The 8,949-nt window shown below is 62.5% G+C and carries 6 protein-coding genes, 1 tRNA gene and 2 rRNA genes; all 9 read left to right on the top strand.

Features of this window, described 5'->3' with window-relative positions; all coding sequences use genetic code 11:
• Positions 1-106: ribosomal RNA gene (locus tag H6A60_RS10120) — 23S ribosomal RNA — on the top strand; the annotation flags it as partial.
• Positions 107-205: 99 nt separating this feature from the next.
• Positions 206-320 (top strand): 5S ribosomal RNA (gene rrf, locus H6A60_RS10115).
• A gap of 131 nt (positions 321-451) precedes the next feature.
• Positions 452-1,858 (top strand): replication-associated recombination protein A, encoded by a 1,407-nt coding sequence (locus H6A60_RS10110; protein WP_205104198.1) that lies wholly within the window; start codon positions 452-454, stop codon positions 1,856-1,858.
• 222 nt (positions 1,859-2,080) lie between these two features.
• On the top strand, positions 2,081-3,376 hold the full coding sequence (serS, locus tag H6A60_RS10105) for a serine--tRNA ligase (protein ID WP_205104196.1): 1,296 nt from the start codon (positions 2,081-2,083) through the stop codon (positions 3,374-3,376).
• Between the two features lie 228 nt (positions 3,377-3,604).
• Positions 3,605-3,695 (top strand) — tRNA-Ser (locus tag H6A60_RS10100).
• A 226-nt stretch (positions 3,696-3,921) separates the two neighbouring features.
• Positions 3,922-4,545: an SMC-Scp complex subunit ScpB gene (gene scpB, locus H6A60_RS10095; protein WP_205104194.1), complete on the top strand. Its 624-nt coding sequence runs from the start codon at positions 3,922-3,924 to the stop codon at positions 4,543-4,545.
• Positions 4,514-5,773 carry a 23S rRNA pseudouridine(2605) synthase RluB gene (rluB, locus tag H6A60_RS13775; protein ID WP_439145081.1) on the top strand — a complete coding sequence of 420 codons (1,260 nt, stop codon included), beginning with the start codon at positions 4,514-4,516 and terminating at the stop codon, positions 5,771-5,773. The genes scpB and rluB overlap by 32 nt, the downstream gene beginning before the upstream one ends.
• 868 nt (positions 5,774-6,641) lie before the next feature.
• Positions 6,642-7,202 (top strand): ribosome maturation factor RimP, encoded by a 561-nt coding sequence (gene rimP, locus H6A60_RS10085; RefSeq protein WP_205104190.1) that lies wholly within the window; start codon positions 6,642-6,644, stop codon positions 7,200-7,202.
• Between the two features lie 12 nt (positions 7,203-7,214).
• On the top strand, positions 7,215-8,708 hold the full coding sequence (nusA, locus tag H6A60_RS10080; protein ID WP_205104188.1) for a transcription termination factor NusA: 1,494 nt from the start codon (positions 7,215-7,217) through the stop codon (positions 8,706-8,708).
• The last annotated feature ends 241 nt before the right edge of the window (positions 8,709-8,949 follow it).

The raw sequence follows: 8,949 nt of genomic DNA, 5'->3' as shown, positions 1-8,949 counted from the left end.
GACCTCCCTAAAGAGTCGTTCGAGACCAGGACGTTGATAGGTCGGGTGTGCAAGCGCTGTGAGGCGTTTAGCTGACCGATACTAATTGCTCGTGCAGCTTGATCCTATAACCGTGAAGCCTTGAAGAGTCGAAGCTCGAAGAGGACTTCCAGAAAGAATCGAAGCGCAGTCGAAACCTGCAGTCATTTCCTTCCAAAGTTTTCAGCCTGGCGACCATACCGTTGCGGAACCACTCCTTCCCATTCCGAACAGGACAGTGAAACGCTTCAGGGCCGATGATAGTTGGTTGTATTTCCAGTGAAAGTAGGTCATTGCCAGGCTCCCCATAAAGAAACCCCTCGATGCTCAGCGCTCGAGGGGTTTCGTCTTATTGGCCGCCGGAAAAGCGACAAAATCGAGCGAAAAATTTTCCTTTCGAGTAACCTGCGGCCTTATTGCTCGAGTTTCAATCATGACGGAAGACGATCTTTTCGGCGGCGAGCTCGATGCTGCCGCCCGCCGCAGTGCTGCGCCCCGCCGCGAGGCGGCGCCCCACAGTCCGAAGCCCATGCTTCAGCCGCTCGCCGAGAGAATGCGCCCGCGCACGCTCGACGAAGTCGTCGGGCAGCAGCACTTGATCGGTCCGGGTGCACCGTTGCGCGTGGCATTTGAAAATCGTCGTCCGCACTCGATGATTCTCTGGGGACCGCCCGGCGTCGGGAAAACGACTCTGGCGCGCTTGATGGCCGACGCCTTCGATCTGCCTTTCATTGCCATTTCTGCGGTGCTCGGCGGCGTGAAGGACATCCGCGACGCGGTTGAAGAGGCGCGCGCCACCATGAAGGCGACGGGGCGGCCCACGCTCGTCTTTGTCGATGAAGTGCACCGCTTCAGCAAGAGTCAGCAGGACGCGTTCCTGCCGCACGTGGAGTCGGGGCTCTTCGTCTTTGTCGGGGCTACGACCGAGAATCCCTCCTTCGAAGTGGTGAGCGCGCTCCTTTCGCGCTCGACCGTCTATCAGCTGCAGAGCCTCTCGAAAGCGGAAGCCGAAACGCTGCTCGATCGCGCAATGACGCGCGAATTTGCCGAAATCCGCTTGACGCCGGAAGCACGCGACATTCTCACGGGGCTCGCCGACGGGGATGCGCGCCGGCTGCTCAATGCCGTCGACGTGTGCGCAACGATGGCGCGCGAGCGGCGAATGCCGGAAATCACGGCGGAGTTTCTGAGAAAGACGACGCCCGCGACACTGCGCCGCTTCGACAAAGGGGGTGACAATTTTTACGACCAGATCAGCGCGCTCCATAAATCCATTCGCGGTTCGGACCCGAACGGCGCGCTCTACTGGCTCGCCCGCATGCTCGACGGCGGCTGCGATCCGCGCTACATCGCGCGTCGTCTGATTCGCATGGCGGTCGAGGATATTTCGCTCGCCGACCCCAAGGGCACGCAGCTCGCGATCGAGGCGGCCGAGGCCTACGAGCGGCTCGGCTCCCCCGAGGGCGAACTCGCGCTCGCGCAGGCAGCCGTCTACCTTGCGTGTGCGCCCAAGAGCAATGCGGTTTATAACGCCTACAATGCCGTGCGCGCCTTCGTTAAGACGGACGGTTCACGTCCGGTGCCGATGCATCTGCGAAATGCGCCCACGAAGCTCATGAAGGATTTGGGCTACCACCAGGGCTACCGCTACGCGCACGACGAACCCGGCGCCTTCGCCGCAGGCGAAATTTATCTCCCCGAAGGGCTCGAAGGCATGAAGTGGTACGAACCCACCGATCGCGGTCTTGAAGCGCGCATCCGCACCAAGCTCGAGGGGCTAGAAAAACTCAATGAAGAGGCCCGCGCCAAGGGGCTCGGTCGCAAGCGCGGTCAGCGCTGAGTGGCGCATTCGTTTGCACGCTCGCCCGCAATGGGGCGACAATGTCTGGATGCGTCCGATGCGACGGTGCGGGGTGCTTAGCGGTGCCCGCACCGAAACGTCGGCTTCTCACGAAACAACGTCCGGCGGCCGCAGGGTTCCCCCTTGCCGCACGTAAAGCGGCGGCGCGCCGAACGACATCTCTCAAAATTTCATCAGTCCCAAAGAAGGATCAGAAACAACATGCTCGACGTCAATCTCCTGAGAAAGTCGCTTCCCGAAGTTGTTGCGCGTCTGAAGACCCGCAATTTCGACTTCCCGGAGGCCCAGTTCAACGATCTTGAAAATCGCCGCAAGGTCGTTCAGACGAAGACCGAAGAGCTGCAGGCGCGCCGCAACGCGCTCTCGAAGGAAATCGGGCGCCTCAAGAAGGCCGGTGAAGATGCTTCCGCCGTTCTCGCCGAAGCCGCCGAAATTCCGGCCGACCTCGCCAAGCTCGAAGCCGAGCTCGACACGATCCGCACCGAGCTCAACGACCTCATGCTCCGCATTCCGAATCTGCCGAGCGAAACGACGCCGATCGGCAAGGACGAAACGGAAAACGTTGAAGTTCGCCGCTGGGGCACGCCCCGCACGTTCGACTTCGAAGTGAAGGACCACGTCGATGTGGGTGCGCCGCTCGGCATGGACTTCGACACCGCCGCGAAGCTTTCGGGCTCGCGCTTTGTCTTCTTGCGCGGCCAGGTTGCCCGTCTGCATCGTGCGCTCGCGCAGTTCATGCTCGACACGCACGTGGCCGAACACGGCTACACCGAGTGCTACACCCCCTACATCGTCACCGCTTCGACGATGCAGGGCACGGGGCAGTTGCCGAAGTTTGAAGAGGATCTCTTCGCCGCGAAGAAGGGCGGCGCTTCGAGCGACCAGGAACAGATGTACCTCGTGCCGACCGCTGAAGTGACGCTCACGAACCAGGTCGCCGGCAAGATCCTTCGCAACGACGAACTCCCGATCAAGGTGACGGCCCACACGCCGTGCTTCCGTTCCGAAGCGGGCGCGTACGGTCGCGACACGCGCGGCATGATCCGCCAGCACCAGTTCGACAAGGTCGAAATGGTCCGCATCGAGCATCCGGATCATTCCTGGGCCGCGCTCGAAGAGCTCACGCACGACGCCGAAGACATCCTGCAGAAGCTCGGTCTTCCCTATCGCGTCATGGCGCTCTCGACGGGCGACATCGGTTTCGGTTCCGCCAAGACCTATGACCTCGAAGTGTGGCTGCCCGCGCAGAACACGTACCGCGAAATCTCCTCGTGCTCGAACTGCGTCGACTTCCAGGCCCGCCGCATGGGCGCGCGCTTCAAGGACGAAAACGGCCGTACGCGCTATGTGCATACGTTGAACGGCTCCGGTCTCGCTGTCGGCCGCACGCTCGTTGCCGTGCTCGAAAACTATCAGAACGCCGACGGTTCGGTGACCGTCCCCGAAGTGCTTCGCAAGTACATGGGCGGCGTTGAAGTGCTTCGCCCCGAAGCCTGATGAACGTTCGCTGAGGTGCCTCTCGTCGGTTGAGAACCTTTGATGGGTGTTCGGCCGACGCCTTTGAGGCCGGCAGTCGCTCAATGCGCCGCTCCTATGGGCGGCGCATTGCTTTTGCGGGTGCAAAGGCCGCCTAAAACGCGCACTGAGAAAATAACTTCAAAAAAAATCTCGCAGCTCTTGCTTTTTTTCTCGATCATCTGTAATATTCGTCTTCTCTCGAGACACGGAAGGGTGGCAGAGAGGTCGAATGCGCCGGACTCGAAATCCGGTATACGGTTATACCGTATCGTGGGTTCGAATCCCACCCCTTCCGCCACTTGGGCTTCTCAAGCTGAGAGGCCAAGACGTCGGGGCCAGTAAGCGTGAAGCCTGAAATCGTCTGATTTCGGGCTTTTTTGTTGAGTGGCGTCGTGAACGCAGGAGGCGCTTCACGGCAGAGGCCCAAACCTCGCGCCTAGACGGTCCGGCGTCGCCCGCTCATTTCTCCGATTCGGGCTGCCGTTAGAATCGCGGTTGCCCCGAATGTCGACTCGCACCCGATCATGCTCAAGCCTGAACACGTGATTGAAGCGGCGCTACTCGCTTCGCGCACGCCGCTCGAGCCCCGGACGCTTCGAAAGCTTTTTGACGATGCGCTCTCGGCCAAGACGATCAAGCAGCACCTTGAGGCGCTTCGCGCCGAGTGGCTCGAGCGCGGTCTTGTGCTCGAAGAGCTGCCGGGGGGCGCCTGGCGGTTTCGTACGGCCGAAGCACTCGGTCCCTATCTTGCGCGGCTCGCCGTCGACAAGCCGCAGCGCTTTTCGCGTGCGGCGCTTGAGACGCTTGCCGTAATAGCGTATCGTCAGCCCGTGACGCGCGGCGACATTGAAGCGATTCGCGGCGTTGCTGTGAATCCGGCCATCATCCGCCAGCTTGAAGAACGCGGCTGGATCGAGACGGTGGGCTATCGGGAGACGCCCGGGCGGCCGGCGCTTTTGGCGACCACCAAGACCTTTCTGACCGATCACGGTCTGAAGTGCCTGGCGGATCTGCCGAGCATAGAAACATCCACCGAGGCGGAATTCCCGCTCGGCCTTGAAAATCCTGCGCAGACGGCTCCGGTGGGCGAGCTGCAGACGCAAGAGGAGCTTCACTTTGAAAAAGACACCGAAGACGGGCGCTCGTGAAGGGCGCACCATCCGATCGAGCTTCACGACGCGCGGCGGCGTGAAGAAGCGCACGCCTTTCCGTGCGCCGCAAAAGAAGAACGCGCGAGAGGGCAAAGCGGGCGAACGCAGCTTCGCGCGCGAAATCATCGAGCGCGCCCGCGAAGCGCTGACGGGCGCGGATCTGCCGACCGTGAAGCTGCAGAAAGCTTTGGCCGAAGCCGGTCTCGGATCTCGCCGCGAAATGGAGGCACTCATCCTCTCGGGCGCCGTCACGGTGAACGGCCTGCCTGCGACGCTCGGCGACCGCGTGAGCGCGGCAGACGCCGTGCGCGTTGAGGGGCGTCTTGTGCATCGGCCCGAAGGGGGCGAAGCGCTGCCGCGCGTGCTTATCTATCACAAGCCCGCTGGCGAAATCGTTTCGCGCGACGACCCCGAAGGGCGTCCGAGCGTCTTTGATCATCTGCCGCGCGTTTCAGGCGGCCGCTGGGTGGCTGTCGGCCGTCTCGACTTCAATACCGAGGGGCTTCTCGTCTTTACGACTTCCGGTGCGCTTGCCAACCGTTTGATGCACCCGCGCTACGAAATGGAGCGCGAGTACGCCGTTCGCACGGTCGGTGAAATCGAAGCCGAGGATCTGCTGCGCCTCACGGCCGGGATCGACCTCGAGGACGGCCCGGCGAAGTTCGAGTCCGTGCAGGACGAGGGCGGCACGGGGCTCAACCACTGGTACACCGTGGTTGTGAAGGAAGGGCGCAACCGCGAAGTGCGCCGCCTTTTCGAGGCGATCAACCTCACGGTGTCGCGCCTCATTCGCGTGCGCTACGGTACGCTCCAGCTGCCGAAGACGCTCCCGCGCGGCAAGCGCCTCGAGCTCGCGCCCGAAGACGTGCGCGCGCTTATTGCCGAACTCGACAAGGCCGAAAAGGCGCTTGCGCCTACTGCGGCCAAAAAGGCCGAGGAGAAGAAGGCGCTGCGTGCGGCCTTCCGTTCGGGCGAGCGCACGGGCTTTAAGAGCGCCAAGCGCTACGGGCCCGAAGCCGCGCGTGCCGATCAGACCGAAAAGACGGAGAAATCTGAAAAGAGCGGCAAGGGGCAACGCTTTAAGAAGGGGGTGTCCGACCGCACCGGCGTTCCTTTCGCGCAGGGGCGCGATCTGTCGGACCGTCCGACGCAGCGTCCGCGCAAGCCCGCGGCCGCCGCTGGCGCGAAAAAGCCCGCCGACCGCAAGAGCGGCTCGCGCCGCTAAGCTGCGCCGGCATCGGGCGAACGGGATTCTGCGTGCGCTCGGGCACATCGATGTCGAGTGCTCGCGCCCCGAGTGCGGTCGCTTTGCGTGACGCCGCCGCTTGGGGCGCGCCCGCTGCCACGTGCTTTTCGCCCAAAAACTTGGGGCTTGCGCGTTGCAGGCGCCCGTCCGATCCCCTAAAATCACGCACATTCTTGGAAACCCCGATTCGTTTGTGCGATCGGCCGAGCCTTGGGCTCCCGTTCGCATGTCCGGGTGCGCTTCGTTTGGTCGAGGTGCGACGCCGGCGCGGGGTTCGGGCGTCTCTCGCAGGACGCCCCTTCTCACTGTCCGTACGGGCCGCGGAAAGGCTTTTTATTTTTCCGACGCGCCGGACGTGAGATGTCCGAACGTCGCATTGAGACGATCCGCTCTCGCTTTCGCGGCGAACCCGCTGGTCGGGTTCCCGGCCGCGTGAGGCGTCGGCTTTCGCGGGACCGTTCGGGCGCCCGTGAGGCGCGCCTGAAGAACCCCCAAGAAAAGCGACAGGATCCGGGTCGTCGCCCTCAGGCGCTCGCGGCGAAGCGCGCTTTCCTTTTGGGGAAGGTGCTTCGCTTCAAAAGAAGCGCCCAAAGGGTGGGAAATGGGCATTGCGCCCATTTTTTTTTGGTTTTTCGCTGGACTTGAGGCGTGCCCGAAGCGGCACGCAGCGTAGAGGCGAAGCCGTCCCGGCGCTGCCGCCAGGGGCTCCTTTCGAGCGCCTTCGCGGCTTGGGCCTGATTCGGGACGGTGCGTCCCGCTGTGCGCCTCTGCGGTCCGCCCACCGGACTCGAACGCATCCGAGCATGGCGTTCGGGACCGCTTCTCAACTTTTGGGAGCAGACGACATATGACTCAAACTTCAGCGCTCAACGAACTCGTCGAACGCACGGTCGAAGGCCTCGGCTACGAATTCGTCGAACTCGAGCGTCTTGCGCGCGGACTTTTGCGCGTCACGATCGATACGACGGCCGAGGGCGGCATTTCGCTCGAAGACTGCGAACGTGTGAGCGACCAGCTCACGCACCTCTTCACCGTCGAAGACATTCCTTACGAGCGCCTCGAAGTCTCGTCGCCCGGCGTCGAGCGTCCGCTCAAGCGCGCGCGCGACTGGTCGCGCTTTGCGGGCGAGCTCGCGCACGTCGAACTTTTTGCGCCGATGAAGGCCGAAGGCTTCCCGGAAGCCGGCCGCCGCAAACTCGAGGGCCGCATCGTTTCGATCGATGGCGAGTCCGGGGCCGAGCGCATCACGTTCGACTACTTCGAAGTTGAAATTCCGCGCACGCCGCGTCAGGCGGCGCTTCGCGCACGCAAAAAGACAACGGCCGAATCCGCGCCCGTTCGCGTCGAGTTTGCGCTCGGCGACGTGGATCGCGCCCATCTGATCAGAGCATTGAACTTTAAGGGTTAAGGGGTTAAGGAAATGAACTGCCGCGAAATGCTTGAGCTCGTCGACGTGCTCGCCCGCGAAAAGAACGTGGAAAAGGACGTCGTCTTCGGCGTGCTTGAAATTGCGCTCGCGAGCGCCGTCAAGCGTGCCCGCTTCCCCGGCGAAGACGCCGACATCGTCGTGCGCGTCGACCGTCAGACGGGCGAGTTTACCGCCGTGCGACGCTGGCTCGTCGTCTCCGACGAAGAAGGTTTGCAGGAGCCCGATCGTCAGGAAATGTTCTCCGACATTCATGACGAATATCCGGAGCTCGTCCCGGGCGACTATGTCGAGCGTCCGATCGAAAACGTCGATATCGACGGCGCCGGCCGCCGCTTTGCGCAGGATGCCAAGCAGGTGATCCTGCAGCGTCTGCGCGATGCCGAACGCGAACAGATCCTCAAGGAGTTCCTCGAACGCCAGGAATCGATCGTCACGGGCGTCATCAAGCGCATGGATAAGGGCGACGCCATCGTCGAAATCGGCCGTCTCGAAGCCCGTCTGCCGCGCAATCAGATGATTCCGCGCGAAAACATGCGCACGGGCGACCGCGTTCGCGCCTATGTCGACCATGTCGGCGACACGCCCAAGGGCAAGACCGTTTTCCTCTCGCGCACCTCGCCCGAATTCATCAAGAAGCTCTTTGAACTTGAAGTGCCCGAAATCGAAGAAGGCATCATCGAGATTAAGGCTGCTGCGCGCGATCCCGGCATGCGAGCCAAGATCGCCGTCGTCTCGAACGACCCGCGCGTCGACCCGATCGGCACCTGCATCGGCATGCGAGGCTCGCGCGTGAGCGCCGTGACGACGGAGCTCTCGGGCGAACGCATCGACATCGTGATCTGGAATGCCGACGCCGCGCAGTTCGTGGTGGGCGCGCTCGAACCCGCCAAGGTCCGCTCGATCGTCATGGCCGAAGAAACGCATGCGATGGACGTCGTCGTCGACGAAGACAACCTCGCCATCGCAATCGGCCGCGGCGGCCAGAACGTGCGCCTCGCCTCCGAGCTCACGGGCTGGCAGATCAACATCCTCACCGAAGCCGAAGCGAGCGAAAAGCGCGAAGAAGAAGTCTCGAAGATCCGCGTCGAGTTCATGCAGAGCCTCGACATTGACGAAGCCGCTGCCGACGTGCTGATCGCCGAAGGCTTCTCCTCGATCGAAGAAATCGCTTACGTTCCGGAAAAGGAACTCTTCGCAATCGACGCTTTCGACCGCGAAACGATCGAAGAGCTTCGTCAGCGCGCGCGCAACAAGCTTTTGGCCGACGCGATCACTCGCGAAGAAAATCTTCGCAAGGCCGATCCCGAAATGATGAAGCTCGAAGGCATGACGAACGATCTCGCCAACAAGCTCGTCGCTGCGGGTACGAAGACGCTCGACGACCTGGCCGAACTCTCGACCGACGAAGTGGTTGAACAGACCGGGCTCGATGAAGAAAGCGCGAAGAAGCTCATCATGGCCGCGCGCGAACACTGGGATCTCTAAAGCGAGAGAAGCCTCGAGTTAGACACTTGACCCATGCACTGAATGCGGCGGCATGCCGGAGGGCGCTTCCCCAGGGAGCTCGCAGCAGCGAGCTCGAAGGGAGCCCCGGGCTCAAAAGCCGTGCGGCGCATTTTTCCGGCGCGAGGGCGACGCTTCCGCGGCTTCCGAAAGGAAGCCGCGTAGAGGCCCCCGGCGCGATAGAGCGGAAAAAGACAGCAGAACGCACGGCGCTTTAGGCGCC

This window comes from Sutterella massiliensis (assembly GCF_016899755.1).
GTDB classification, from domain to species: Bacteria; Pseudomonadota; Gammaproteobacteria; order Burkholderiales; family Burkholderiaceae_F; genus Sutterella; species Sutterella massiliensis.
The sequence above is the reverse complement of the archived record's forward strand: the minus strand, read 5'-3'. Positions and strand labels throughout refer to the sequence as shown.

Bases quoted from the DNA above. Each gene is read 5' to 3' on its own strand.
- H6A60_RS10110 (WP_205104198.1), top strand. From the start codon at position 452: ATGACGGAAGACGATCTTTTCGGCGGCGAGCTCGATGCTGCCGCCCGC.
- serS (WP_205104196.1), top strand. From the start codon at position 2,081: ATGCTCGACGTCAATCTCCTGAGAAAGTCGCTTCCCGAAGTTGTTGCG.
- scpB (WP_205104194.1), top strand. From the start codon at position 3,922: ATGCTCAAGCCTGAACACGTGATTGAAGCGGCGCTACTCGCTTCGCGC.
- rimP (WP_205104190.1), top strand. From the start codon at position 6,642: ATGACTCAAACTTCAGCGCTCAACGAACTCGTCGAACGCACGGTCGAA.
- nusA (WP_205104188.1), top strand. From the start codon at position 7,215: ATGAACTGCCGCGAAATGCTTGAGCTCGTCGACGTGCTCGCCCGCGAA.